This is a genomic window from Sporofaciens sp. St.21A7 (assembly GCF_059728535.1).
Genome location: NZ_BAAGFN010000001.1, coordinates 520,794 through 547,094 on the forward strand (window position 1 = coordinate 520,794; position 26,301 = coordinate 547,094).

At 46.0% G+C, this 26,301-nt stretch carries 19 protein-coding genes and 1 pseudogene; 17 read left to right on the forward strand and 3 right to left on the reverse strand.

All coding sequences use genetic code 11. The features are described from left to right. Positions 1-103 precede the first annotated feature (103 nt). A complete protein-coding gene (gene carB / locus AC6I3O_RS02485; protein ID WP_497849567.1) occupies positions 104-3,325 on the reverse strand; it encodes a carbamoyl-phosphate synthase large subunit in 3,222 nt (1,073 codons plus the stop codon). A 593-nt stretch (positions 3,326-3,918) separates the two neighbouring features. Between carB and murI the strand changes: the two genes are divergently transcribed. Both murI and AC6I3O_RS02495 read left to right on the forward strand, forming a co-directional pair. Beyond that, on the forward strand, positions 3,919-4,740 hold the full coding sequence (murI, locus tag AC6I3O_RS02490; protein WP_497849568.1) for a glutamate racemase: 822 nt from the start codon (positions 3,919-3,921) through the stop codon (positions 4,738-4,740). Between the two features lie 8 nt (positions 4,741-4,748). Beyond that, entirely contained in the window at positions 4,749-5,192 is a 444-nt protein-coding gene (locus tag AC6I3O_RS02495) for a YwiB family protein (protein ID WP_497849569.1), read from the forward strand. Between the two features lie 18 nt (positions 5,193-5,210). On the opposite strand, the gene AC6I3O_RS02500 is transcribed toward AC6I3O_RS02495, so the two are convergent. Then, positions 5,211-5,669, reverse strand: coding sequence for a hypothetical protein (locus AC6I3O_RS02500; protein ID WP_497849570.1), 459 nt, complete (start codon positions 5,667-5,669; stop codon positions 5,211-5,213). Positions 5,670-5,889: 220 nt separating this feature from the next. Between AC6I3O_RS02500 and AC6I3O_RS02505 the strand changes: the two genes are divergently transcribed. From AC6I3O_RS02505 to AC6I3O_RS02520, 4 genes are all read left to right on the forward strand, one after another. After that, positions 5,890-6,912 (forward strand): hypothetical protein, encoded by a 1,023-nt coding sequence (locus AC6I3O_RS02505; protein WP_497849571.1) that lies wholly within the window; start codon positions 5,890-5,892, stop codon positions 6,910-6,912. Between the two features lie 43 nt (positions 6,913-6,955). Further along, positions 6,956-8,431 carry a cardiolipin synthase gene (gene cls / locus AC6I3O_RS02510; protein WP_497849572.1) on the forward strand — a complete coding sequence of 492 codons (1,476 nt, stop codon included), beginning with the start codon at positions 6,956-6,958 and terminating at the stop codon, positions 8,429-8,431. Positions 8,432-8,577: 146 nt separating this feature from the next. Then, complete coding sequence (gene tig / locus AC6I3O_RS02515; RefSeq protein WP_497849573.1) at positions 8,578-9,633, forward strand: trigger factor; 1,056 nt, start codon at positions 8,578-8,580, stop codon at positions 9,631-9,633. 182 nt (positions 9,634-9,815) lie between these two features. After that, the gene (locus tag AC6I3O_RS02520; RefSeq protein ID WP_497849574.1) at positions 9,816-11,378 is read left to right on the forward strand and encodes an O-antigen ligase family protein; all 1,563 of its coding nucleotides are present in this window, start codon (positions 9,816-9,818) and stop codon (positions 11,376-11,378) included. Positions 11,379-11,659: 281 nt separating this feature from the next. Here the strand turns inward: AC6I3O_RS02520 and AC6I3O_RS02525 are convergent. Continuing rightward, positions 11,660-11,889, reverse strand: a pseudogene (locus AC6I3O_RS02525) (AAA family ATPase); the annotation flags it as partial. 420 nt (positions 11,890-12,309) lie between these two features. On the opposite strand from AC6I3O_RS02525, the gene AC6I3O_RS02530 reads away from it, so the two are divergent. From AC6I3O_RS02530 to AC6I3O_RS02580, 11 genes are all read left to right on the forward strand, one after another. Continuing rightward, positions 12,310-13,662 (forward strand): zinc ribbon domain-containing protein, encoded by a 1,353-nt coding sequence (locus tag AC6I3O_RS02530; protein WP_497849575.1) that lies wholly within the window; start codon positions 12,310-12,312, stop codon positions 13,660-13,662. 339 nt (positions 13,663-14,001) lie between these two features. Beyond that, positions 14,002-14,718 carry an IspD/TarI family cytidylyltransferase gene (locus AC6I3O_RS02535; RefSeq protein WP_497849576.1) on the forward strand — a complete coding sequence of 239 codons (717 nt, stop codon included), beginning with the start codon at positions 14,002-14,004 and terminating at the stop codon, positions 14,716-14,718. Positions 14,719-14,737: 19 nt separating this feature from the next. Then, the gene (locus AC6I3O_RS02540) at positions 14,738-15,271 is read left to right on the forward strand and encodes a hypothetical protein (protein ID WP_497849577.1); all 534 of its coding nucleotides are present in this window, start codon (positions 14,738-14,740) and stop codon (positions 15,269-15,271) included. A 127-nt stretch (positions 15,272-15,398) separates the two neighbouring features. After that, positions 15,399-16,472, forward strand: coding sequence for a hypothetical protein (locus AC6I3O_RS02545; protein ID WP_497849578.1), 1,074 nt, complete (start codon positions 15,399-15,401; stop codon positions 16,470-16,472). 104 nt (positions 16,473-16,576) lie between these two features. Further along, positions 16,577-17,749: a hypothetical protein gene (locus AC6I3O_RS02550; RefSeq protein WP_497849579.1), complete on the forward strand. Its 1,173-nt coding sequence runs from the start codon at positions 16,577-16,579 to the stop codon at positions 17,747-17,749. 17 nt (positions 17,750-17,766) lie between these two features. Then, positions 17,767-20,361 (forward strand): polysaccharide pyruvyl transferase family protein, encoded by a 2,595-nt coding sequence (locus tag AC6I3O_RS02555; RefSeq protein ID WP_497849580.1) that lies wholly within the window; start codon positions 17,767-17,769, stop codon positions 20,359-20,361. Continuing rightward, the gene (locus AC6I3O_RS02560; RefSeq protein ID WP_497849581.1) at positions 20,349-21,182 is read left to right on the forward strand and encodes a glycosyltransferase family 2 protein; all 834 of its coding nucleotides are present in this window, start codon (positions 20,349-20,351) and stop codon (positions 21,180-21,182) included. The genes AC6I3O_RS02555 and AC6I3O_RS02560 overlap by 13 nt, the downstream gene beginning before the upstream one ends. Continuing rightward, complete coding sequence (locus tag AC6I3O_RS02565) at positions 21,175-22,323, forward strand: radical SAM protein (protein ID WP_497849582.1); 1,149 nt, start codon at positions 21,175-21,177, stop codon at positions 22,321-22,323. The genes AC6I3O_RS02560 and AC6I3O_RS02565 overlap by 8 nt, the downstream gene beginning before the upstream one ends. Before the next feature lie 3 nt (positions 22,324-22,326). Beyond that, positions 22,327-23,478 carry a glycosyltransferase family 32 protein gene (locus AC6I3O_RS02570; RefSeq protein ID WP_497849583.1) on the forward strand — a complete coding sequence of 384 codons (1,152 nt, stop codon included), beginning with the start codon at positions 22,327-22,329 and terminating at the stop codon, positions 23,476-23,478. Beyond that, entirely contained in the window at positions 23,466-24,839 is a 1,374-nt protein-coding gene (locus tag AC6I3O_RS02575; RefSeq protein WP_497849584.1) for a hypothetical protein, read from the forward strand. The genes AC6I3O_RS02570 and AC6I3O_RS02575 overlap by 13 nt, the downstream gene beginning before the upstream one ends. A 53-nt stretch (positions 24,840-24,892) precedes the next feature. Further along, the gene (locus tag AC6I3O_RS02580; protein ID WP_497849585.1) at positions 24,893-26,287 is read left to right on the forward strand and encodes a hypothetical protein; all 1,395 of its coding nucleotides are present in this window, start codon (positions 24,893-24,895) and stop codon (positions 26,285-26,287) included. Positions 26,288-26,301: the final 14 nt, after the last annotated feature.

Here is a 26,301-nt window from a genome sequence, read left to right on the forward strand (position 1 = left end):
TAGGTAAATAAATGGAAGGAGATATTGCAGGATATGGCTTATACATGGAGGACAGCCATTTTGCAATATCTCCTTCCAAAAACGTTATTTGTCTGCCAACAGGCTACCGGTCAGAAATCTCACTGTGAAGCTGCTGCAGCGACTTCACATCCCCCCTGCCATGCTCATTCATATACCGGATTCCATTGGCAGTCACCCTGGCTGCGGCAATAGTGGTAATATACGGAATCTTTGCCTTAATGGCGGCTTTCCTAAGATAACTGTCATCATGGACGCTGTCCTTGCCCACCGGGGAATTCACAATCAGGTCAATCTTCCCGTTGGTAATCATATCCAGGATGTTCGGACGTCCCTCGTATAACTTCTTAACTTTTTCGGCTTCGATGCCCGCCTCACGGATAATCTCGTAGGTATTCCCTGTGGCAAGAATCCGGAAACCGTCTTCTGCAAACATACCGGCAACCTCTGCGACCTCTGCCTTATCCTTTCGGTTGACCGAAATCAGCACCGTACCCGAAAGCGGCAATTTCGACTGGGTCGCCTCCTGGGCTTTGTAGAAAGCCTCGCCGTAAGAAGGAGAAAGCCCAAGCACCTCTCCTGTGGAGCGCATTTCCGGCCCGAGTACCGGATCGACTTCCTGGAACATATTGAATGGGAATACGGCTTCCTTCACTCCATAGTAAGGAATCTCTTTCTCTTTCAGCTCTGCCACCGGAGAGGGGCGCCCCGTCAGCTCGGAAGTGATGATATCAGTCGCCAGCGGCACCATGCGGATGTTGCATACCTTGGACACCAGCGGTACGGTACGGGAAGCGCGCGGGTTAGCTTCCAGCACATATACCTTGCCATTCTCGATGGCATATTGCATATTCATCAAGCCCCTTACATGCATTTCCTCGGCAATCTTCTTCGTGTACTCCTTGATTGTCCGCACATTTTCTTCGGAAATGTGAACGGAAGGGATAATACATGCGGAGTCACCGGAGTGTACCCCTGCAAGCTCGATATGCTCCATGACCGCCGGGACGAAGGCGTGGTTCCCGTCGCTGATAGCGTCGGCTTCACATTCCAGAGCGTGGTTCAGGAAACGGTCAATCAGAATCGGGCGGTCCGGCGTCACGCCGACAGCGGCTTTCATGTAGCCTTCCATGCTCTCGTCGTCATAAACCACCTCCATGCCCCGCCCACCAAGGACGTAGGAAGGGCGCACCATAACGGGATAGCCGATATTTCCTGCGATTGCGAGGGCTTCGTCTACGGTAGTCGCCATGCCAGATTCGGGCATAGGGATATTGAGCTTGTCCATCATTGCCCGGAAAAGGTCCCGGTCTTCCGCTAAATCAATGACGGAAGGAGAGGTGCCGAGAATCCGGACGCCGTTCTTCTCAAGCTCGGATGCCAGATTCAGCGGAGTCTGCCCGCCGAACTGTGCGATAACGCCCACCGGCTGCTCTTTCTCATAGATGCTCAACACGTCTTCCAGTGTCAGCGGCTCAAAATACAGCTTGTCGGAAGTGTCATAGTCTGTGGAAACAGTTTCCGGGTTACAGTTTACGATGATTGTCTCAAAGCCCAGCTTTTTCAACGCCAGTGACGCATGGACGCAGCAATAATCGAATTCGATGCCCTGGCCGATCCGGTTGGGGCCGCCGCCAAGAATCATGACTTTCGGCCGGTCTGTATTGACTGGGTTCTTGTCAGCGCCGTTGTAAGTCGAATAGTAGTATGCATTATCCTTCGTGCCGCTGACATGCACGCCCTCCCAGACCTCCTTGACGCCCAGTTCTATCCTGCGGCTGCGGACGGCATCCTCGGATACCGCAAGAATCTGGCTTAAATATTTGTCCGAGAATCCGTTCTTCTTGGCGGAAATCAGCATATCATCGGAAGGAAGGCTGCCTTTTGATTCAATGAGGGCTTCTTCTTCTTCCACCAGTTCCTTCATCTGGGTGATGAAATAGGTCTTTACTTTTGTGATATCGAAAATCTCTTCTACGGTGGCGCCTTTACGCAGCGCTTCATACATGATGAAGTGCCGGTCGCTGGATGGCGTGATTAACATCGAAAGCAGCGCTTCTTTGCTCTTTGTATGGTAATCCCTGGCGAATCCCAACCCGTAACGCCCGGTCTCAAGGCTTCGGATTGCTTTCTGGAAGGCTTCCTTATAGGTCTTGCCGATGCTCATGACTTCGCCTACTGCGCGCATCTGTGTACCCAGCTTGTCTTCTACGCCTTTGAATTTCTCGAATGCCCAGCGGGCAAATTTGATTACCACATAGTCGCCGTCTGGGACATATTTGTCCAAAGTCCCGTATTTGCCGCAGGGGATGTCCTTCAAGGTCAGGCCGCAGGCAAGCATGGCGGAAACCAGGGCAATCGGGAAGCCGGTCGCTTTGGAAGCCAGTGCGGAGGAACGGGAGGTACGTGGATTGATTTCAATCACGACGATACGGTCAGTCACGGGATCGTGGGCAAACTGTACGTTGGTTCCGCCGATGACCTCAACGGATTCAACGATTTTGTATGCCTGACGCTGAAGCTCTTTCTGGCATTCTTCCGATATGGTAAGCATCGGGGCAGAACAGAAGGAGTCACCGGTATGTACGCCCAGCGGGTCAATATTCTCGATAAAGCAAACGGTAATCATGTTGTTGTCGGCGTCCCGCACGACTTCTAATTCCAGTTCTTCCCAGCCGAGAATGGACTCTTCCACCAATACTTGCCCCACAAGGCTTGCCTGTAAGCCCCGGGCGCAGACCGTCTTCAATTCTTCCTTATTATATACAAGGCCGCCGCCGGCGCCGCCCATGGTGTAAGCGGGACGCAGGACTACCGGGTATCCTAATCCATCAGCGATTGCAAGGGCTTCGTCCACGCTGTAGGCGACTTCGCTTCTTGCCATCTCGATGCCCAGGGCATCCATGGACTTCTTGAATTCAATGCGGTCTTCTCCCCGTTCAATGGCGTCCACCTGTACGCCGATGACTTTGACCTGATATTTGTCAAGGATTCCAGCCTTGGCAAGTTCGGCGCACAGGTTAAGCCCTGACTGCCCGCCTAAGTTCGGCAGCAGTGCATCGGGGCGTTCCTTTGCGATGATCTGCTCTAAACGGTCTACGTTCAACGGCTCGATGTAGGTGACGTCCGCCATCTCGGGGTCGGTCATGATGGTTGCCGGGTTGGAATTCACCAGCACGATTTCGTAACCAAGCCCCCGCAATGCTTTGCATGCCTGGGTTCCGGAATAGTCGAATTCGCAGGCCTGCCCGATGATGATCGGACCGGAGCCGATAATAAGTATCTTGTGGATGTCTGTATTTGGCATGTTTCCCTCCTAAAATGTTTGACATATGAACAGTGATTGACTATAATATACTTAACAGGGCAGTCGGAAGGTGAGTGCGAGTCACCCGTCCCGGCGAATAATTAAATCAAGCTAATAGAGATAGCCGTATGGTCATTGCCAGTGAACAGGACGGCTATTTCTTATTTTTCATATTCAGAATTGCAACAACTAGCGATGCGAATGTAAGCAAAATCATGAATTCCTCGTATGTACTCATAAGTATCACCACCTTCCGCAAGGCTCGGAACAGGTGATAGCACGTCCCCCGGCTGCCCGGGTAAGTATACCCGCAGGGCATCCCGTATAACATGCCCTGCGGGCGGGTGGACTTCGTCCATTAAGGTATATTATATTGTCAATGTGCAGACTGCACCCATGTAAATTTTCTATCTAATTTTAGTTGAGTTTTCTATAGATGTCAATAAGGACAGAACTGAATAGCGGAAAAATAGGGCGGAGCAGATTTTGACCTTGAAATTCTGTTATTTAGGCGGTACAATGATTCATACATATGATATATGAATTCAGGCAATACTATGATGATTGCAGATAGGGAAAGGAGAACCTGAGAGTTGAAGAATAATTCAAGCGGTACGGCTCCCATAGGAGTCTTTGATTCTGGCGTCGGCGGCCTGACGGTGGCAAGGGAAATCATGCGCCAGCTCCCCCATGAGAATATGGTCTATTTCGGAGACACGGCAAGGGTGCCGTATGGGAGTAAGTCCAGGGATAACATTATCCGTTTCTCCCGGCAGATTATCCGTTTCCTTGAGACAAAAGACGTGAAGGCCATCGTGATTGCCTGCAATACGGCGAGCGCGCTGGCTCTTGAGACGGTGAAGGAAGAGACGGATATTCCCGTAATCGGTGTAATTACGCCGGGAGCGCGGGCGGCAGTCCAGGCGTCCAGGAACGGGATCATCGGCGTAGCCGGGACGGAAGCCACAATACGCAGCGAGACTTACACCAAGGTCATCCGCGAGATGAACCCGAAGGCATCCGTTATCGGAAAACCCTGCCCGCTGTTCGTGCCGCTGGTGGAGGAGGGATTTGCCAAGCACAGGATTACCGAGGAAGTGATTGAAATCTACCTGTCGGACATGAGGCAGACGGAGATTGACACCATGATTCTGGGGTGTACACATTATCCGCTGCTGCGCTCAAAGATTATGGCGTTTTTCGGCGATAAGGTACATATTGTGAACCCGGCGTATGAGACGGCCATGGATTTGAAGAAGGTTCTTGGAGAGAGAGGGAACGAGAATCGGTCGGGTGAAGCGGCGTCCTATGAGTTCTATGTCAGCGACGCTGCGGAAAAATTTACACATTTTGCCAACACCATCCTGTCTTATGATGTGGCGGCAACGAAGCTGGTGAATATAGAAGAATATTAGGAGAGATTATGACAAAGGATGTATTATTAAGTATTTCCGGTCTGCACTATGAGGTGGCTGACGCGGCGGGGGATGAGGAGAATGAGCCGATTGAAGTGATTACTCCGGCGACCTATTATTATAAGAACAATAAGCATTACATTATCTACGACGAAGTCGTGGAGGGGATGGCGGGGACGATTCGGAATAAGGTGCGTATTGCCGACGGGAAACTGGAGATTATGAAGAGCGGGCTGTCCAATACCCATATGGTCTTCGAGCGGGATAAGATGAATATTACCCAGTATGAGACGCCTTACGGTGATCTGGTGGTGGGTACGCATACGAAAGACATGCAGGTGGACGTGACGGACGAGAAGATTGACGTCCATGTGAACTATGCGCTGGATGTAAACAGTGAGAAGATTGCAGACTGCAATATTGTGATGAATATAAAAGCATTGGATCAATAGTGAGCCAATGCTTTTCGTCTACTTCTGTGCCTGTTTTGCCTTGTCCCTCATTCTTGCGAAGAACCCCTTCTTCTTCTGCGGCGTTTCAAGAGGACCTCTTAACCCTCTGACTGCCGTGATGTAGATTCCGCTGACGGTCGCCTTAACCTCTTTCTTCACGGGAATCAGCGGATAGATATCTGCGTCGCACATCAAGGTCATGATCCTTGGGCCGATCTTTGCCTTCACTACCGGGACTTTGGACCGGCGGAGATACTTAGGCGTGTTCTCCACTACGATAGCTGGCAGTCCGGCGTCCTTTAGGCGAAGCTTCCCTTTGTCGATAATCAGCATGGACATGGTCTGGGCAACGGCTTCTAATTGTGCCTGCTGTTCCGCCTGCTTTTTCTCAGCCCTCTTCCCAAGAAAATATAATGCGACACAAGCAGCGATTAAAATCACCAGAATGACAATCATTACAATGGTAAATGTACTCACGGGCAAACCTCCTAAATTCTATATTCCATGACACACATTGTACCATTGTTTGACACCATGTGCAAGAGATTTGAAGGGGATTTGGTCTTATCTTTCAGAAAAATACAGCCGATAGTATAAGATAAGAGTAAATTTTTGGGATACCCAAGGGCATGCCGTAATACAGGTATCTGTGGAGGCGGGGGATTGTCCGGCGGTGCATATCAGTAAAGGGGCGGTTATGAAGATTTATGGCGATTATACATTTATATTGGATAAGCTGAACATTCGGAACAATTCTCAGGTCGAGGTATTTCAGAACGGCACGAAGGTCGTGGAGTTTGCAGACAAGTTCCTGGAAGAACAGAGGGCGTCTGCGCCGGATAGGGTCAGCATTTCCCCGGAGGGCATGGGATATGTAAGGGATAAGAATTCTTTTTCGGTAGATGAGGATTTTGTGCGGATTTCCGATGACGGACTGTCGCTGATGGACGGGGTGTGCAGGGGCTATATCCTGCAGCGGCTTGACCTTGACGGGACGGACGGTGTAAGCAGTAAGGCCTACGGCGAGATGGAGAAGCGGTTTTTAGAAGCCCTTGCCGGCAAGGAAGAGAAGAATGTGAAGAGTTATGCTGAGAGTCTGGCGTATGCGTACGGAGCCATGTATAAGAATATTGTAGATGGATATGATAACGGCACGAGGGAAGTATGGACGCTGGATACCAGTACGGGAGACGATTTTAACGGCGTGGAGTTCATGATTGGGGGCAACGCCGTGCGTTACCGCAAACTTACCAAGGAAGAGGAGCTTGGGCGTCTCAGGGAGACCTTAGGTCGGCTTACAGAGGATGTTGCGAGACAGCTTGTGGAAAATGAGACTGCGGCACCGGGCAGGACAGAAGAAGGCAAGGTGGAAGAAAAAGAGGTAGGACAGTGGGAGACTTGGGCGCAAGACGCCCAAGGAGAAGGCGGAGAACTGAGGGAAGCAGGGAAAGTACAGGCGGAAGAAGATTTCTGGAAGACGGCGCTTGTTGTGAAGGAGCTTCTGAAGGAGCTGGATAAGCTGATTTCCGAGATAGAAGCCATGTTTGCCAAGAAAGAGCCGGAACCGGAGAATATCGCCGAGAGGATTGTATCGGAGGCGAGGAATCACGGCGCAGCAACCGTTGCGAGAGGGAAACAGCAGGCACAGTTTGCCAATTACAGGAAGATGAGCCAGATGGCGACGGACGTACAGTCTATTTTGGGAAATATCAGGGCATAGTAAGGGGCAGAAGACAGATGGTGTGCAGCGCGGGAGGCAGTTGATGTTTGAATTCGTGGGAGATGGAGCCGTTAACGCATATCGGTGGATGATGGAGCATCTCTTTTTGATTAATATCGTATTTTCATTACTGATTATATTTTTTCAGCGCAGGAATCCTACGACGGTGTGGGCGTGGCTTTTGCTTTTGTATTTTATTCCGGTGCTGGGGTTTGTGCTTTACCTTATTCTTGGACAGAATTTCCGCAGGGAGCGGATGTTCAAGATGAAGGAGATTGAGGGGGAGATTAAGTATGCCGTGCGCCGGCAGGAGGAATCCATTTACCGGAAGAAGTTAAGGCTGAGAGATCCGGAGCTTGACCGTTTCAAGCGGCTGATTCTCTATAATCTGAACGAAGCGGAGGCTGTGCTGACGGATAACAACGATATCCGTATATTTACAGATGGACGGGAGAAGTTCAAGACGTTGCTTGCGGAGATGGATCACGCAAGGAACTATATCCATGTGCAGTATTATATTATTAAGAACGACGAACTCTGGAAGGAGATTGAGGAGGTTCTGGTACGCAAGGCGAGGCAGGGCGTGGAAATCCGCGTCCTGTTCGACAGTATGGGGTGCAGGGGAATGCACCATTCCGACTGGGCGCGCCTTGAGAAGGCGGGAATCAAGGTGGCAGAATTCTTTCCGGCTTTGCTTGGGAAGCTGCAGCTCCGTGTGAATTACCGCAACCACAGGAAGATTGTGGTCATAGACGGACGGATTGGATTCGTCGGCGGATTTAATGTGGGGCGGGAATATATCGGAAAAGATAAGAAGTTCGGGTACTGGCGGGATACCCATGTCTGTATCGAAGGCTCGGCGGTGACTTCTCTCGCCGTGCGTTTCGTGCTGGACTGGAATTATGCTGCAAGGGAGAATTTGTTTCTGGAAGACCGGCTGTTCGAGATTCCGACTTATGTGCGTAATGGGAGAGATCCGGTGCAGATTATTTCCAGCGGTCCGGATTCCAGGAGCCAGGAGATCCGCAATAATTATCTGCGCCTGATTCATATGGCGAGGAAGAATATCTATATCCAGACGCCTTATTTTATTCCGGATGACGACATCCGGGATGCTTTGGAGATAGCGGCGAAGTCAGGGATTGATGTGCGGATTATGATTCCATGCAAGCCGGATCATCCCTTCGTCTATTGGGCGACGTATTCTTATCTCGGGGAGATGATTGAGGCTGGGGCAAGGTGTTATACCTACGATAATGGTTTTCTGCATGCAAAATGTATGTGTGTGGACGGTCTGGTTACGTGTATGGGGACGGCGAATATGGATATCCGCAGTTTCAGCCTCAATTTTGAGGTGAATGCGGTGATTTACAGTGCGAGGACGACGGAGCGGCTCATGGAGGCGTTCGAGAGTGATATTGCGAAGAGTACGTTGGTTACACGTAAGAAATATGAACAGCGGGATTTTATCATTCGGATTAAGGAGCAGTTCTGCCGTCTGTTATCGCCTGTTTTGTAGTGGACATAGAGATTTTGTACGGGTTTTGCTCAGAGGTTACATTTTTCATAAAGAATTCGTGAAATTAGTGTGAAAATGCTTTGAAAGTCTCAGTAAATGTGTTATAACATAATGGTGCGTATTAAAAGTTTATAATGAGGTGGAATATGAAGAAGAGAATAGCAATGTTACTGACAGGGGTTTTGACGGTTTCTATGATGCTGGCGGGGTGTTCCGGCAGCAAGGGGTTAGAGACAGATGAATTGAAGATCTCTGTGTATAAAGGGGTTGAGATAAACGAGGTGGCGAAGCCGGGAGAGGTTACGGATGAGGATGTGGAGAATTATATCCAGTCCGTGCTTCAAATGAATGCGACCAAGGAAGAGATCGTGGATCGTCCGGTAGAGTCCGGGGACACCGCGACAATCGACTTTACGGGAAGAATTGACGGGGTTGAGTTTGAGGGAGGTTCTGCGACGGACTATCCGGTGGTGATTGGTTCCGGTCAGTTTATTGCGGGGTTCGAGGACAGTGTGATTGGCCGTAGCATCGGGGAAACTTATGACTGGCAGGGAGTATTCCCGGAGGATTACAAGAATGCGGATTATGCAGGGAAAGATGTTGTGTTTACGATTACTGTGAAGAGCATTTCCAAAGAAGTTGTTCCAGAGTTGAATGATGAATTTGTGAAATCTGTGTCCAAGAAGTCCAAGAATGTGGATGAATATAAGAAAGAAGTCAAGAAACAGCTTGGGAAGGATAATGAGAAGAATTATGAGAGCAGCATCAGCCAGGCGGTTTGGCAGAAGGTACTGGACAATACAGAAGTGAAGAAGTACCCGGAGGACAAGGTTAAGGAGATTACGGATTCGCTGATTGACCAGTATAAGACGACGGCTGAATATTATGAGCAGGACTACGAGACATTTATCCAGGAGCAGATGGGATATAGTGTGGAGGATTTTGAGAAGCAGGTAGACGAAGCGGCAAAGGCAAGCATTAAGCAGACGATGGTGACGGAGGCGATTGCTGACAAGGAGAAGATTAAGCTGGGCGAGAAGGAGTATGAGGAACAGCTTAAAAGGATGGCGGCGGATTATGGATATGAGGATGTGGATGCGTTGAAGGAGTCGGCGGAGGAAGATGACTTGAAGGAGATTGCGCTGAATAATCTGGTGAAAGACTGGCTGAAAGAGCATTGTGTCCAGAAGGCGGCAGAGTAGGAAAAGTGAGAATGTGAAATAGAATATTTGAAAAACGGTTCTGGCAGGCTGCATCTGGTCAGAACCGTTTTTGTTAGTTCCACATGGGGGAACGGCAATGTCAAATCTGGATAATCCTCTTTACATTTTTATAGAAATATTATAAGATGTAAGACAATGATTAAAAAGGAAAAGGTGGAAATATGGATACAATAATAGATAAATATATGGACAAACTGAGATCTTGGATACCCGACTGGTTTACGCCGACGGTTACGTTACTGTACTTATGTTCCATGTTGATTATCTTTCCATACTTTAATACGGAAAAGATGTTTCATCTGTTTCTGGATAAACGGGATTATTTCCTGGTTACATCCATTGTCTACTTGTGCGTCATGCTGCCACGGATTTTAATCGCCCTGTATGACTGGGGGAATGATATGTATGCGCCAAAGAAGCCGGATATTATCTTCGCTTTGGTTTTGCTGGCTGCGTTTGCTATTTCAACGGTTTATTCGAGGGATATCAGGATGACATTTTTCGAGATGACGTCCCGGACGATAAGCGGGCTTTGTTTTTTAGTTATCCTTGCTATTTTTTTTACGATCCGGCAGAGTGGGAGGTTGGACAAGTTTCTGCTATGGGGATGGATTGCCGGAAGCTCGGCGCTCTATATCTGTGGGATTTTATGTGCCTGCGGCATTAATTTCCTGTACTTACAGGACGGGCTTACTTCCAAACAGCTGCCTGTTTACCTGACCCCTATGAGCAATACGAACTATAATACTTGCTATGTTTGCCTGATGCTTCCGCCTATCATGGTGCTGTATATGCTGTGTAAGGAGGAGCTTACGCAGAAGATCTGCAAATATAATATTTATCTTGGATTTTTGTTCACGTTCTTTATAAAGACTGAGAGCGCCATTATTGCGATTATCTTTGGGATTTTTTTGCTGGGGTATTTTGCTTTGGAATCGGAAGAGTGGGCGGTGCGGTATTCGCAGATTGTGGGAAGTTACCTAGGCGCAAAAGTTACGATTCGGGTTTTGATGCTCTTATTGGGGGATGACGTTTACCCGTTCCATGGGCTGAGCGCGCTGCTTTTGAATTATGTGGTCTTGCTTGTGGAAATTCTCTGTTATGCGGCGTTTCAGAGGGCGTGGAAAAAAAACGCGAATGTAATCAGAGAAAAGATGCTGTCTGTGAGAAAGCTTCTGGTCATCATTGCGGCGGCAGCCGCAGGCTTGTGCATCGCCGGGCTTGTGATTATTAATATCAATGCACGGAATATCTCCAAGCGGTCGTTCCTGTATCAGTTTGTGCTGACAAATTCTACTTTCAGCGGAAGGGGATATGTATGGCTCAGGACTATGGATACCATTAAGGATGAACCAATCCTGCGCAAATTATTTGGAAATGGGTTGAATTCCTTCCGAATGGTTACGCAGGAGATGGGAAAGATTCCGGTTGGGAATGAATTTGCGGATCCCCATAATGAGATTTTACAGATGATGATGGATATGGGTGTGCTTGGGCTAGTTGGATACTATGGGATGCTGATCTCGACGTTGGTCAGGGGATTGCGAAGCTGGAAGAACAATGCGTTTTACCTCATGAGTGTGATGACGGTGAGCATCTATCTGCTGCAATCGCTGGCGAATGAGTATTCGATTTATACGCTGCCGTTTTTGTTTATATTTTTGGCGTTGGTGAATGGGAAGTCCATAGATGAATGCCCGCAGGCAGGGGTATGGAAGAAGTGATTTATGATAAATGAGAGCGGTTTTGGCTGGGGAGTCCCGAGTCAAAACCGCTTTTTTGTAGTGACATTGTCAAAAAGTACGATATGCTATTTGGCAGTTTTTTTATAGCAGGCAATCCCGTGTATTACATGCATCCCATCATGCCGCAAGGCTTCCATATACCCGCATTTTTCGATCTGCTGCATAGCATCGGCACAGGCCTGGTCAAACTTCCCATTTTCTGCATATTTTATTTCAATCACACATCCAACCTTGGCCGTAGGCACATTCAGGCTGATATCATTCGTGCCAACCTCAAAAAATGTCTTTAGCATATTCAGATTCAGGCTCTTCCCAAACCGGCGGGGTCTTGTAAAAAGGTTTACACTCCCCCTTGTATTTATTAGGTCACGGATAAAGCCAGTCTTATCTACATAGTAGAAATCATCCCTTTTAAAGTTTTCAAAAATTCAATCCCTATTGGAAGTTTTTTAGCCCCATATTGCCAGTACCTCCTTGAGAGTTCTACAATCTTTGTCTGTATCTTATCATTATCTCAGGGGGAATTCAAGGGAATAAGAAAAATGGCTGGTATAGTGGAAGTAACGGGAGGTGATGCCTGAATAGGTTTCACACTTAAAAAGCCATTACGAAAAAGTATACTTTTTCGTAATGGCTTTTTTCCGTTGATTTCTTAACCATTCTAATATATTATCGACAATCCGTCAATAAACTTAACACCTAATTTTTGTAATATCTGTCTAAAAAAATTTCCAGGAAATTTGTCACGAAAAAGTATACTTTACCGTAATGCCAAAGATTTCGTCCTGCCATGAACCTTGGAATCACGTAAAGGAGGGAGGTCCAGGCGGATTATCCATGCTGCGTCCGGGCTACCAGGGAGCCGGTGTAAAGCTCTTTTGGGGAAGCTGACAGGACATCGGGCAGGGTAATGCGTCCAATATGTGACATGCCGGCAGACAGAGTATGCAAGACCATCCATCAATATAATAGAAATCCTGTCCCGGCAGCGGATATGCGCAAGCTCGTGGAAATCGCAGAAGATTACGGAAAAGTAAAGAATTACGTCTACGCACGTTTTGGCGGAATTGCCAGCCTGTCCAAGCTCTATCCAGGCTATACGGTACAAAATGAAATGACGGGCAGCGGTCTTCGAGAAACACTGGGCATGCCGTCAGTGTATTTTTACCTGGCAGTCTTTGACGCCTTAGGCGATATTAAGTGCCAATGGACACGGACAAAGACGAAAATCCTGAAGCTGTTGAACCAGAATGAAGGATTTTCCGAAGCAGATAAGCACTATCTCAGGTTCTTGCTCAAGGTAAACAATGCCTTTGAAGAGGCGCTGAACCAGAAGCCCATGGAACTGCCGAAAGCCGTGCAGAAACAGTATGAAAAGGTGGCTGCCCTTGTGGATACCGACAGGCTCCACAAATACCTGTGCAGACAGGTACGGAAATATCATGTAAATCTCAATACGGACAGAACGGATGGGTTCTCCATAGCAGAGCGTGCATATCGGTATGCAGACCATGGAATCTATATTTCCGTCAAGGAGAAACGGAAGCGCATTTTCGTACTGCTGACTGACAACAACCAGTACAAGAGCCAGCTGTTTATCAAGCTGTTTCCGGAACAAGACCGGATCGAAATTAAGGTTCCGGTCAATGTAGCAGTCCAGAGCCACAGGGATTACCAGAGGCAAGTCGGGACTGCCGTAGGACTTTATACCATGCTGACAACCGATGAAGGGCATTGTTATGGGGAAGAGTTAGGAAAGTATCAAATCAGGTATGCAGACTGGATCCGTGAGCGGACGGGGAGCTACAACCGTAACCGGAACGAAAATCCGGGAAGAAAGAAATATTATGCGCAAAAGAAACGGCTCGAAGAACAGCTCCACAGTTATATCAATCAGGAACTGAACCGTTTCCTGAGGGAGGAAAAGCCCCGGGTCATCTATATGGTAAAGCTGCCCAAGCCTCATGCAAGGGGCGGGGATAAGAAGATTAACCATTCCATGGCGCAATGGCAGAGAGGGTATATACGGAAACGGCTCTGGCAGAAGTGCAGAGAACAGTCGATCGATATCGTAGAAGTCTTTGGAAAGGATATCAGCAATGAATGCAGCGAATGCGGACGACTGGGGAAAAAAGAAAAGGGAGAGTTCTGCTGTCCGGCTTGTGGATATCGGGCAGAAGAAAAGGTGAATACAGCCCGGAATACAAAAAAACGTGGGCAGGGGGATGGGGCGCTGAAGCCCCGGGGGAGTTTTGGGTCATAAGAACAGCCATTTTAGATGAATCATGGTGATGAGCCAGGATTTTACCGCAAGGACTAAGAGGGCATTCATGATATAAAAACAGATACGGCATTAGAAGTCAGGTGGATCCTTATTGTGTTCAGGCCAGAACATAGATAGGATAGATATCTGAGGATTGGGTATGCCAGGACCTTGTGAACATGATTGACGAAAGAAGTGCATAGAAGCGCTTGCAGTTCATTGATCTGCGGCCGGCGGCCGATCATGATGTAGCAGGGAGCGAAGCGGGGAATCCCGCATCATCCGTTGGAATGATCATTTAGGATGACCAATGTGCCTTATTTAAATTTGGAGGGAAAAATGACGACAGCATTGATATTTGCAGGAGGAGCGGGCAGAAGGATGAATTCCCGTTCAAAGCCGAAACAGTTCTTGGAGATGCATGGAAAGCCCATCATCATTTATACATTAGAGCATTTTGAGTACCATGAAGGCATTGACGCGATCGTAGTCGTGTGTCTCAAGGAATGGATCAAGGAGCTGGAAGGTCTCCTGAAACGATTTGGAATAACAAAAGTAAAGAAGATAGTTTCCGGCGGAGAGACCGGGCATGATTCTATCTATCTCGGCCTGAAGGCCATGGGGGATTTCAGTAAAGAAAATGACATCGTACTGATCCACGACGGGGTACGTCCGTTTATTACAGGGGAACTGATCATGCGCAACATAGAAGCGGTCAGGGAGTTTGGAAATGCGATCACCGTAGAGACAGTCAGGGAGAGCGTCATCCGCAGTGTGGATGGCAGACATATCTGCGAAGTGCCGCCGCGGGATGAGATGTATATAGCAAAGGCTCCGCAGTCCTTTCTCTTTGGAAGAATCCTAAAGCTTTATGAAATGGCCGGGATGGATGGAATAAAGAGCATTGATTCCGCGCATTTGTGTAGTCTGTACAAGGAGCCGATGAATATGGTCGCGAGTACGGGGAACAACCTGAAGATTACGGAGCCAGCCGATTATTATATATATCGCGCGCTATATGAAGCCGTGGAAGGGCAGCAGATTTTTGGGTTGTAAGAAAGAAGGTGGATATAAAATGAACGGTCAAGATCAAACAATAGAATCGAATAAGAAAAAGAAACAGACAGTGATTCTGGCAATTATTGTGATAATCCTTGCAATTGCCCTGGTAGTGGCAGTGTTGCTTTTGCTAAGAAAAGGCGAGAAAGACGAGGAAAGGCGTAACGTCGTGGTGACTGAGGAGAATGCAGAGGAAATTGCGGCCCAGATGGCAGAGGCGGATTATGTGGAGCCTGGATATTATACAGTGAACATGACCAGAGAATGGCATTTCAGTAAGGGAAATGAAATCTCTGATAACGCCAGGGTGGATAACCTTCCAGAGAATACCAACCCGGTCTATCTGGACGTATTTTTAGCGGAAGACGAAACAGAGCCAGTCTACAGTTCTCCGATTATCCCGGTGGGGAGCTATCTGGAAAAAATATCATTGGATCAGCCCCTTGGGGCAGGGGAGTACGACTGCGTGGCAGTCTATCATCTGGTGGATGATGAACAAAATACCATAAGCACCTTGCGGATAAAGATTAAGCTTGTGGTGGAATCCTAGTATATTACCGCCATGGATCGGACACAATCGAGAAGCAGTTAGCAGACAAGTAGCATCTTGCTATTGTTGTGAAATAAATGTCCGGTACATGCGGTTATATAAAAAATAAATATAAAGGAGGAACAAAATGGAAAACAAAAAAATGAAGAAACTGCTGGCTCTTATGCTTGCAGGAACGATGACCATGGGAATGGGAGTCACAGCGTTTGCGGCAGACGCAACATCCGGAGACGCAGAGGGCGCAGGAGAACTGGAAGGACATGTGGAGAGGGATGTACTGGCTGTCACACTTCCAACGAATGTTGATGCAGGTACGTTCAAGTACATTATTGACCCAGAAGGGTTGATCGCCGAGACAGACAACGCGAAATATGCGGATGCGACCTTCGAGGAAGGAGCGAGCGTATTTTTCCAGTCCGCAGATAAGACCTACACTAAGGACAGCAAAAAGCTGAAGGTCACAAACAAAGGGACTGTCAATGCAGATGTGACCGTAACGGCGCAGGCTGCGACTTCAGGAGATGTCAGCATGGCCGCGACTTCAGGAGATGTCAGTGGAGATGCCAAAAAGTTGTATCTAGGGCTGGATGTAGCAGGGAAGGCAGAAAAACCAGTAAAGGATGACGCTTCAGCTACTGTAACGGTAGGAGTCGTAGGAAATCCGGACAATTTTGAGACTACATATAATTCCACATCCGGAAAATATGAGTATGGTGTAAAGGCAAATGTTCCGGAGACTGCATGGAACAGCTTTGAGTTCGGGCTTGTGAACGGCGTATGTAGTACGGACGCAAAGTGGACGGATGAGGATGCTGCGAAAGTGCCGACCGTTAAAGTGACCTGGTCTTATGAGGAGCGTGAGGATACTTCTACGGCTGATCTACTCGATGAGAATGCTTCTGCTGACGCAGCGCCAAGCATCGGAGCGACAGGAACTTATAATAAGTCCACTGGTGTGATTACTGCTAACGTGAATCTGGGCGCAGGATCAAAGGCATCAACACTTAAGACAGCAAAATATGGCAGTTCCATAATCAAAGCAACGAACGATGTGGTGAATCCGGCCGTAAACGGAAGTGTATTTACAGGTTCTGTTTCGGATGCAGTCAAAAGTGGATGGGCTGGTCTTACCGGTCCGGTATATGTTGTGATTACCCTGAATGATGGGACAACGCAGGATGTTACATTGACAATGCAATAAACAAAGTTTTGTTACTGTAGGCTGGCGGGTATATCCCGGCAGCCTATGGTAAAAGAGAATTGTTCAGAAGAAAGGTAGAAGATAGCTTGGAAAATGATTCTATTATGTATGAAAGTTATTTGGACAGACCTTTTCTAATTGCACTCCATAAGGTACAGGATGATATTTTTGGAATGCATGTATGCAGTAATCTGATTTATCGCTTTAATTTAGTAGATAAGACATTACATTATTGCGGAAGAATGCCGGCTTTTGATAAAGAACAATCGAAACCTTTTCACTGCATTATTCGCTGTGCTGATTTATATTTTTTTGTTCCGTTTTGGAATGCAAATCTGGCTATTTACGACACGAGTAAAGATTCATGGGCAAAAATTGATTTAAGTAGGTTAAAGGGATTTCCGTATCAGGAAGGGCATTTACCGGGATACTTTTTTGGGGCTTGTCTGTTCCGGGATCAGCTGTTCCTTTTGCCTTTCGGATGCCGGCAGCTGCTCAAGTACCATGTTAGAACCGGTAAACTGACCATTTGTGCAGATTTTGGAAAGACAATACTAAAACAGGATGATTTGCTTTTTCATCGGTTTGCATGGGTCGATGAGAAGAATATTATTTTGAGCTGTTTATGCTCGAACCATGTAGTGATTTTTAACCTGGAAACCAATGAAATTAAAATCAGTACAGTAGGGCAGGAAGATTATCGATTCAGCATTGTAATCAAGTATGAGGACAGCTTTTGGCTGGTGGTCAAGAATAAGCTATCCTTTTTAAAATGGAACCCGGATAGAGGATATGTAGAAGAATTTAAAGCATTTCCAAAAGGATGTTCGATTGTAAATGATAAACACTGTTTTGATTCGGCGAATGTATATGTTCATAACGGATTTTTATATTGTTTTCCGGCATCGTGCAATATGGCAGTTAAATTTGATATGAAAAATAGGATGGCAGAAGAAATTGAGTCTCTCAGATTCTACTGCCAGGATACAGAGCTTAACAGAGAACAATCTACATTTGACGGAGGAATACGAGAACAAAATAAAATATATTTGCATTATCAGTTGGACAAAATTCTGGAATTTGATTTGGAAACAGAAAATGTCTATGCATATGACCGGATTGTAGAGGATTCGGACAGTATAAAAAAGTGGAAAAAAGATAATATGAATATTTTTCTGGAAAGTATTTCCCATGGGGACAAAGAGGATGAACGCCGAAAGGAAAAATCCATGGGGAAAAAGATCTATGATACGGTATCCGGATTTAGAAATAGATGAAAAGGGAAGAAGTCAGAATGAAAAAGGTCGGAATTTTAACCTTATTTTATAAAACATATAACTTTGGAGCGCAGCTCCAGGCTTATGCATTACAGAAGGCTGTGGAATCGCTGGGAATTCCATGTGAACAGATACGTTTCGTCTGGAGTAAGGAAGATACGAGGGGCTATTACGAAAATGTTACGGTAGATCAGCCTGCTTTTGAAGAATTTGCCGCAAGGATCCCGCACAGCAAAAGAATATATACACCGGCGGACTTGTCGGAGGCGGAAAAAGAATATGACAGTTTCCTTTGTGGAAGCGATCAGATATGGGGAGTGAAAGACAGTATGCCAGAGCATGTACTTCCACAGATGGCATTGTCTTTCGTAGGAAAAAATAAAAAGAAAATAGCTTACGGAGCCAGCTTCGGATCGGCAGATATTGAGGAAAACAGAAAGCAAGTATTGAAGCGATTTTTGAACAGGCTTGATCATATTTCTGTAAGAGAGCGCTCGGCAATTCCAGTTGTTGAGGAAATGAGCAAAAAGCCAGTTACTTCCGTAGTGGATCCGGTATTCATGCTTTCGGCAGAACAGTGGCGATTGGCCGCAAGCTACGGAAATGGACGGTATTCGGATGAAGCGTATGTATTGCTTTATAGTGTTTCCGGCAGCGCTGTCTTGCATGAGCAGGCAAAGGAGTTTGCAGAAGAACGAGGAATGTCTCTCGTTTATATTGCTTATATAGGCGGAGTACGTGTCGGTCCGAGTGATTTCCTGGCTTTGATAGATCGTGCGGCTTATGTCATTACAGATTCATTCCATGGAACGGCATTTTCCATTATATTCCAAAGACCCTTTATTACGATGGGAGTGGATTCCCTTCCGGAGCGTTTTTCTAAAAATGCCAGAGTAAAGGACATGTTGAAGTCATTTGGTCTTGAAGCTCATTTTTTCCAAAGGGCTGATGAAGCGTGGAAAACAGCATTGACCGTACCAGACTATTCAAAAGAAATCATAGAACATTCCATTGATTATTTAAGATATTCTCTTATGAAAGAGGGAAATTTGCCGAAGAGGTTCAAGAATTTCCAAGAGCTTCGGGAAACGGTGATCGATCAGGGGAAATGTACTGGCTGCAGCGCATGTACCAGATGTTCCCTATCCTGCATACGGATGGCTGCAGATGAACTAGGATTCTACCATCCGGTGTTCGATGAAAGATCCTGTACGGACTGTGGCCAATGTCTGGATCTATGCCCGGCCTATCCGGGGCAGAAGTCCCGGTCTGCCCCGGCAGTTTCCGTACTTGCAGTGCAGGCAAAGGATGAGAAGATACTGGCTCAAAGTGCGAGCGGAGGTGCTTTTTTTGTCATAGCAGAGAAATGGATCGATGACGGCGGTGTGGTCTGCGGCGCTGTATATGACGATTTGAATGATTTTGCGGTGAAGCACATATGTACAGATACAAAAGACGGGCTTCTTGCTATGCAAAAAAGCAAATATGTACAGAGTGAAGTGGGAACATGTTTTGCAGAAGTGGAACAATATCTGGAACAAGGCCGACGTGTACTTTTTTCCGGTACACCGTGCCAGGCTGTAGGACTTACGGCATATTTGCGAAAAGATTATGGGAGGCTCTATATCATAGATCTGGTCTGCGGAGGCGTCACGGCTCCCCTTCTCTGGAAAAAGTATGTGGATTTCTATCAGAGGGATGAAGCGTTAGAAGCATTCGATATGCGGGCAAAGGCAAAAGGTTTCTTTGATGTCAATGGAAGGCTGGCTTTTACCATGTCACATTTACGAAATGGAAAAAAACTTATTTTTGATAAAGACAAGGATTTGTTCCTGCGCCCGCGGATGTCTTTCTATGGGGAAAGCTGTTATCAATGCCAATTCAAAGGAGACTGCCATGATGCGGATCTTACCCTTGGGGATTTCGTTGGTCTTCCGAAGATCTTCCCGGGGAAATGCGAAGAGAAAGGGATAAGCCTGGTAATCGTACGGAGCGAAAAAGGGAAAGAACTTATGGAATCCTGTCAATCTGCTTACGAATCCTTCCATGCCACTTACGAGGAGGCGGCTTCTTGGAATGAAATGCTGGACTTCAGTATGAAAAAGCCTTTGGGAATAGATTATTTAAGGGGAATCGCCCCGGTTTCTTCCATCGAGCGCATTTACTATGAGGGTGAGCGGATACAGTCTATACAGGAAAGAGAAGATTTCTTGAGGACCTTCTGTTTGGAGCTGAAGCGTAACGACCTGCTTTCCCGGGTGAAAAAATATACGCATTTCCAGTGCTTTTTAGAACACGATCCATCCATTGTGGGGCGTATCGTGATATATGGCGCAGGGAAACTTGGACGGGCATTGCTTGACTGCATGGAGGGCGAGCCATTGTGTTTCCTTGACCGTGCAAAATCCCTGAAAAATGTGTGCGGCTGCCCGGTATATCGGATCGGAGAGGAAGAATTCGGAAAGATTGTGGCTAAGATTGCAGTGACAGTCATTATTACGCCAGTCTGGGATTATTGGGAGATAAGGGAGGACTTGAAGGAGATATATCCGGAAATGCACATCGTATCATTAGAAAAATTAATGGAGAGGATAGGCACATGGGAAAATTGATAAGTATAATCTCTCCTTGCTATAACGGCGAGAACTATGTGGGGCGGATGTTGGAATCTATTTTGCACCAAAGCTATAAGAATATTGAACTGTTCTGCGTAGACGACGGTTCCTCGGATGGGACTTCGGAGGTGATCCTTGACTATCGATCCCGGTTCGAGCAAGCGGGCAAGAAATTGTGTTACCTCAGGCAAGAACATCAGGGACAGGCCGCGGCCCTTGACTATGGATTAAAGCAGATATCAGGAGAGTATCTTTCATGGATCGATTGTGATGACTTTCTTACACCGGATTCAGTGGAAAAAAAGGCTGCGGCTTTGGACGCTCATCCTCAATATGGCATTGTTACCAGTAATCTGTATGTGGTGGATGAGACAGATCCGCTCCGTCCAATCCAGATAAAAGGAGAGATTTTCGGGAATCTGAATTACCAGCCAAAACAGTTCTTTCTGGCGCTTGCCGGAATGTCCCTGATGGAATCTCACTGCCATATGGTGAGGGTGGAAGCGTTTCGGAAGGTCAATCCGGAACTTAAAATATCCAGATGTCCGGCTGGTCAGAATTATCAGATATTGCTGCCAATGTACTATTTTTACGAGCGGTATTTTATAGAGGAACCGTTAGCGTATTATGTCATTCGCAAAGATTCCCATTTCCATTCTTACAAGACGCCGGAAGAAGAACAGATAAGGATTGAACAGCTTTTGGATATGTTGGAGGAGACATTCTTATATATGGGCATTCCAAAAAAATTACGGAAAATGTATCAGAGACAGTCATATTTCATGAAAGAGAAAAGGAGTGGAGATTATCGTGGCTGAATTAACGAGATGGTCGGGCAATACAACTTCTAAGATATCCTTATATGATAAAGAATTAGACAGACTGGCGGAGTTTGTAAGGAATCATAAAAGGGTTCATATTTTCGGCACTGGCAAGATCGGGAAGGGACTTGGACATTATATGAAAGAGGCACAGCTCCCATTTGCCGGATATGTGACGTCGCCTGCTCTTGCGTGTTTCAAAAAGGAATATGTGCCAGGAGAATGTGGAATCATCATGGGAGTCAGCGATCGCTATTTCCCGGAAATACTGCCGCTCCTTGGGTTCATGGACAGGAAAGATATCTGTTCCCTGACGAGTGAGAAACGAGAAGAAATCGGACGTATTTTTTCTATTGACAGTGTGAAGGAAAATTTCTGGATCAATATATTTACGACGAATCAGTGTAATTTGAATTGTAAGAGCTGCAGCAGTTTTGCCCCGGTCTGCCCGCCGGATTTTTACGGACCAGAGCAGTTTGAAAAGGATATATCCAAACTTCGCGGATTAAAGCTGAAAACTATTTCCGTGCTAAAATTCACAGGCGGAGAACCATTCCTGCATCCGCAGATTTTTCGGATGTTTGCCTGTGCAAGGAAATATTTTCCGAACATTCCTATTGAATGCTACACGAACGGTCTGGCCGTAAAAGGGATGGAAGATGACAGGCTCAAGGAATTGGCAGAGCTTGCCATTACTCTTGTAATTACAGAATATCCGCTGAAAAATATGGATCTGAAATCTCTGTATGAAAAACTGGACAGAAATGCGGTCTCATACTGCGTCATCTATAGCGAAGGGCAGAAATACTTCTCTAAAAGACCTTTGAATTTTACGAAAACAACAAAGCCCCACCTGTTTTCCCAATGTCCAAGATACAAGATGTGCGACAGTCTGTTTTTGTTCAAAGGGAGATTGTATAAGTGTATCTATGTTCTGGCTTCGGAGTATTTCAATCACGCATTCGGAACCAGGCTTGAGGTGGTGGATCGGGATTGGCTGGATCTTTACCAGGTGTCGCCTGAGGAGATCTATCAATATTGTATCACAAGGCTTCCCTATTGCGGATATTGTGAGCCGATCGAAGAATTGGTGCCATGGGGGCTTTCTGAAAAAAAGATTACGGAATGGACGGTCTAGAGTATGATTTTACGCAATGCGAGCATTGGAGAAATGCTGTCGGAAATCGGGAACCGAAAGTTGGCGCTCTTCGGCGCTGGCGGGAGCATGAGAGATTTTTTTCAAGATTTTGGAGAAGCAGCTGCGGAGCATGTTTCCGTTATTGTTGACAATTCGCCGGGGGAGCGAACGGAGTTTATCTATAAAGAGCGGAGGATTTTGGTATTAAGCTGGGAGGACTTTGAAAAACAGGTATCCGGCGATTCCTGTGCCATTCTGATTACGGTGAAAGAATTTGAAGAAGTCCTTTGCCAGTTAGACAAAGTGGAGGCATTGGACAGAAGTCTATGCTATGTGCTGCATGCGCCGTTCTTGTGGAACCATAGCAGGAACGGGCGGCGCTTCGTGGCTCATGACTTTCGCCGGGAAAGAGGGAAGATCCCTAAGATCATTCATTACTGTTGGTTTGGCCCATCTGCAATGCCGGAATTGGAGCGAAGATGTGTGAAGGGATGGGAACAGCTGTATCCGGACTATCGGTTTCTGTTTTGGAATGAAAAAAATTTTGACGTGACAAAGGTACCATATGTCAGGGAGGCGTACGAGGCAGGGAAATATAGTTTTGTGTCGGATTATGTGCGTCTTGATGTTCTCTATCGCTATGGAGGTATTTATCTGGATACGGATGTGGAGCTGTTTGAAAGGCTGGAGCCTTTAATGGGATATGATGCTTTTTTTGCTTTCGAGCATTGGAATTTGCTTAATACGGGGCTGGGATGCGGATGTATCCCGCTACATCCTGTGATAAAGGATCTCAGATCTCTTTATCACAGGATGTGTTTCCGTAATGCAGACGGCAGTTTGAATCTCACGTCATGCCCGGAATACCATACGGAATACTTTCAGAAAATGGGAGTGGAGATTGAGAACCGTACGCAAGAAGTTGGGGGAATTCTCTTTTTATCCAGCGATTACCTGTCTCCGATGAATCAGGGGAACGGTATGTTGGAATTGAACGTAAATTCTATGGGAATCCATAAATATTCCTGTTCCTGGCTGCCTGAAGAGCAGAAACGGGCATGGGAGGAGTTAAAAGCAAAGCGCGCACCGTGGAATGAGCGGTTGGAAAAAGACTGGAAAAAGTGGATGGAGATGTTGAAGATATGTCGAATGTAGATTTTGTTGAGGCGTTCAGCAGAAATTTTGAGCCATATAAGGGAAAAAAAATGGCCTTATATGGATTGGGCGAGAATACAAAGCTGTTATTGGATTCCCTGCAGGGGTTCAATATTGTGGCATTAATGGATCGGCAGGAGACCGGAAACGTAAAATGGGGGAAAAGGGTCATTTCTATAAAAGAGTTAGAAGCATTAGGCGTGGAGGTTGTGGTCATCGTTGCAAGAGCCTGTTTTATCAAATTGATTTACGGGAGAATTGCTGTTTTTTGCCAACAGCATGGTATCGAAGTCTTTGAGGTCAGAGGCCGGCGGCTGGATTGCCGTGATGATTTAAAGAGTGGGTTGTATGCGGATAATGCTGTTGGGAGAGGAGTTACAGTTAAAAATGACTATGAAATGGGCTATAAGATTTTAGGACCAATCATGTCGCGTTTTATGCTTTTCACCATAAAAGAGGTGCAAAAATCTCCGGATGGAGTCATCTTGTTCGGTTCGAGGGATGGATACATTTTTAAGAAAATGTATGAGTTTTATTCTGCTTTTTATGGGAAAGGGCGGAAAGGGCCGAAAGGAGAGTATGTCTATACGTCCCGTATAAGCTGTGTGGCGGCAGGGCTTATATCGGAAGAGGATATCCTGTATGCACTGCGATTCCCATTTTCCGGCACGATAGAGGAACTGATGGAGCAGAGGTTCTTTATGAAAAAAGATGAATTACTTCCAAGAGAGAATGGCCTTACGGATGTCCAGTATGTTTTATTACATAAAGAAAGGATTATCCGCGGTAGCATGCGTCAGAGGGAATATTATAAAAGATATTTATCTCAGAACGTCACGATTCAAGGAAAACTGTATTTTGTAGACTTCTGGGCCTCCGGAACATGTCAGCTCTATCTGGAGCAAATACTAGGCTGTAAGCTGCAAGGGGTATATCTGCGGCATATAAGAACGGGAGATTCATATAAAGATAAGTTGGAAATAACATCCATGTATCCTGTTGAATGGAATGAAAACAACTTATACCATTTGGATGAAGTATATATCTTGCTAGAGGGAATTATCACATCTCCAGAGCCGACGGTGAAGTGTTTTGATTCTGATGGCAGACCTGTATTTTATAAGGAGGAACGGACACAGGAAGAAATTTCATTGGTTCAGCAAATACAACAAGGAATCCTTGACTATTTCAAGGATTATGTGACAGCCGGAGGCGCTCTGGAATTGTGCGATCTTGGTCAGACGGATTCTTTATTGGGACTTTTGTATAATAGTGAATTGGTAAATTCGATATATTTGCAGAATTATATTGTGGAAGATGAGTTCGTGAATCGAAAATTTAATGTAAATGAATTTATTTGAGCGAGGCAGAAATTAAAATATTCGATTACTTTAAGATTGGTGTGGATTAGAGTATGGGGAAAAGATATTGGGAATGTTTTCTGGAACATTCAGATTTGTGGAAAGAGAAATCTGTTGCATTGTATGGTACGGGAGTGATTGCCGCTGAAATTCTGGAAAAATGTAAGCATATCCGTATTGCAGGAGTGTATGACCGGGATTTAAGGAGCGGAATGCTGTGCGATGTGCGTATTTTAAGTATTCGTGACATTCGGAAAGACGGCATTGAAGTTATTGTAATAGCGGCCCAGCCTGAGAATGTATATGCGATCTATAAGAGGATAGCAAACACGGCGATAGCGGCAAACGTAGGACTTTATAATATTTATGGGGAAGATCTGACGGCATTATATGGGGAGCAGGAGTATGGATTTGAACCGGATGACCATTGTTTTGAGCAGGATGCGGATAGTCTTTTGGAATGGATACGCTCCCACGATGTTATAAGTTTTGATATCTTTGATACCCTGGTCATGAGAAAAGTATATGAACCCCATGATGTATTTTATATTGTTCAGAATATTGCGGATGAAAGGGGGATAAAAGTAGATAGTTTTTATGCGAACCGGATACAGGCAGAGATCAATTTGATTAGACAGATTCCGACTTTGGTAGAAATCTATGAAGAATTTCAGCGTTTGACAAAAGTATCTGCTCAGGCAAAGGAAGAATTGAGCCAAATTGAGATAGAGATAGAAAGGCAGGTCATCATACCGAGAGAGAAAATGGTGGATATATTTCATAAAGCAATTGACATGAAAAAGCAGGTCTATCTCATATCGGACATGTATCTGCCTACAGCCTTACTGGAAGATATACTGGAACAGAATGGAATCACGGGGTATATTAAACTTTATAATTCCTGTGATTTTCATAGACCGAAGGTAGATGGCTTATTTGAGATATTTGTCGGGCAAGTAAAAGGAAAGAGGTATTTACATATAGGTGATCATGCACAGGCGGATGGCGAATGTGCGAAACGTGCCGGAATAGATAGTTATGTGATTAAAAAAGGGTCGGAAATCTGTGAATCTTCGGTGTTTCAGGATGTAGGACTAAACATTCGGACATGGAATGAAAAATTATTGTATGGTTCCTTCGTGAGCCGTTTGTTCAATGACCCTTTTTGCGTAGGGACAAACGGGCGGATCGTTGTCCAACGAGTGGAGGATCTGGCATTCTGCGGTGTTGCGCCTATGGTATTGACATCGCCGGTATTACAGAAAGCTGTAAAGAATTTTTATGATACTTATTGTCTTTTTGGTGATGATTCGCCAGTCTCTACAGAGTTCTTGGACGGTACCATGTCGGTCTTGGAAGAAAACAGGATCTGTGTAAAGGACCGAAGGGTTAGAGAACTATCTTACTTGTCTGATTTTCGGCTGTACAATCTGTGCATATTATTTTGATACAGTTCATAATA

Coding starts and splice junctions, on each gene's coding strand:
- carB (WP_497849567.1), bottom strand. CDS start 3,325: ATGCCAAATACAGACATCCACAAGATACTTATTATCGGCTCCGGTCCG.
- AC6I3O_RS02495 (WP_497849569.1), top strand. CDS start 4,749: ATGACAAAGGATGTATTATTAAGTATTTCCGGTCTGCACTATGAGGTG.
- AC6I3O_RS02505 (WP_497849571.1), top strand. CDS start 5,890: ATGAAGATTTATGGCGATTATACATTTATATTGGATAAGCTGAACATT.
- cls (WP_497849572.1), top strand. CDS start 6,956: ATGTTTGAATTCGTGGGAGATGGAGCCGTTAACGCATATCGGTGGATG.
- tig (WP_497849573.1), top strand. CDS start 8,578: ATGAAGAAGAGAATAGCAATGTTACTGACAGGGGTTTTGACGGTTTCT.
- AC6I3O_RS02520 (WP_497849574.1), top strand. CDS start 9,816: ATGGATACAATAATAGATAAATATATGGACAAACTGAGATCTTGGATA.
- AC6I3O_RS02530 (WP_497849575.1), top strand. CDS start 12,310: ATGCGTCCAATATGTGACATGCCGGCAGACAGAGTATGCAAGACCATC.
- AC6I3O_RS02535 (WP_497849576.1), top strand. CDS start 14,002: ATGACGACAGCATTGATATTTGCAGGAGGAGCGGGCAGAAGGATGAAT.
- AC6I3O_RS02540 (WP_497849577.1), top strand. CDS start 14,738: ATGAACGGTCAAGATCAAACAATAGAATCGAATAAGAAAAAGAAACAG.
- AC6I3O_RS02545 (WP_497849578.1), top strand. CDS start 15,399: ATGGAAAACAAAAAAATGAAGAAACTGCTGGCTCTTATGCTTGCAGGA.
- AC6I3O_RS02550 (WP_497849579.1), top strand. CDS start 16,577: ATGTATGAAAGTTATTTGGACAGACCTTTTCTAATTGCACTCCATAAG.
- AC6I3O_RS02555 (WP_497849580.1), top strand. CDS start 17,767: ATGAAAAAGGTCGGAATTTTAACCTTATTTTATAAAACATATAACTTT.
- AC6I3O_RS02560 (WP_497849581.1), top strand. CDS start 20,349: ATGGGAAAATTGATAAGTATAATCTCTCCTTGCTATAACGGCGAGAAC.
- AC6I3O_RS02570 (WP_497849583.1), top strand. CDS start 22,327: ATGATTTTACGCAATGCGAGCATTGGAGAAATGCTGTCGGAAATCGGG.
- AC6I3O_RS02575 (WP_497849584.1), top strand. CDS start 23,466: ATGTCGAATGTAGATTTTGTTGAGGCGTTCAGCAGAAATTTTGAGCCA.
- AC6I3O_RS02580 (WP_497849585.1), top strand. CDS start 24,893: ATGGGGAAAAGATATTGGGAATGTTTTCTGGAACATTCAGATTTGTGG.